1 protein-coding gene is annotated in these 587 nt (G+C 37.8%); it reads left to right on the plus strand.

Going from position 1 to position 587, the window contains the following annotated elements; genetic code table 11:
* Positions 1-104 precede the first annotated feature (104 nt).
* The gene (gene tnpA, locus E1J38_RS15005; RefSeq protein ID WP_133357653.1) at positions 105-554 is read left to right on the plus strand and encodes an IS200/IS605 family transposase; all 450 of its coding nucleotides are present in this window, start codon (positions 105-107) and stop codon (positions 552-554) included.
* Positions 555-587 lie beyond the last annotated feature (33 nt).

A 587-nucleotide genomic window follows, 5' to 3' on the forward strand; every position in this document is an offset into this window, starting at 1 on the left:
TTAATCCAATAGAATTCCCCGAGGCTTGCCTCGGGTGTAGAAAAGGAAAAGTATGAAAAACGGTTGGTTTTTCATAACGCTTTGAAAAAGTGTATATTTCGATTGTGGAAGATGAGCATATATACAAGAGCCATAACAAGACATTATTGTTGTATCATTTGGTTTTTCCTTTGAAGTATAGGAAAGAGCTTCTTACCGAAGAGTCGGGAGGGACTTTGGTTTCCATTTGTAGAGAAGTTTCGGAGCGTTATGAGTTTGAGTTCATCAAGATAGGGTATGAATCAGATCACGTTCATTTTCTAATTCAAAGCATACCCAATGTGTCAGTAAGTCAAATGGTCAGGACGATAAAAAGTATAACGGCAAGAGAGATGTTCCGATTGCATCCAGATATAGAGGCGAAACTATGGGGAGGTAATTTTTGGTCAAGCGGTTTTTATGCAAATACAGTAGGGCTCTATGCAAGCAAAGATGTGATTCAGAGATATGTTGAAAATCAAGGAAAAGAGAAGGAATATAAAGAAGTTCATTCAGGACAACTCAAATTATTTTAATACCTCGTGGGCTTGCCCCGAGGTAGTTTATTT

The sequence above is a fragment of the Seonamhaeicola sediminis genome (assembly GCF_004358095.2).
Classification (GTDB): Bacteria; Bacteroidota; Bacteroidia; order Flavobacteriales; family Flavobacteriaceae; genus Seonamhaeicola; species Seonamhaeicola sediminis.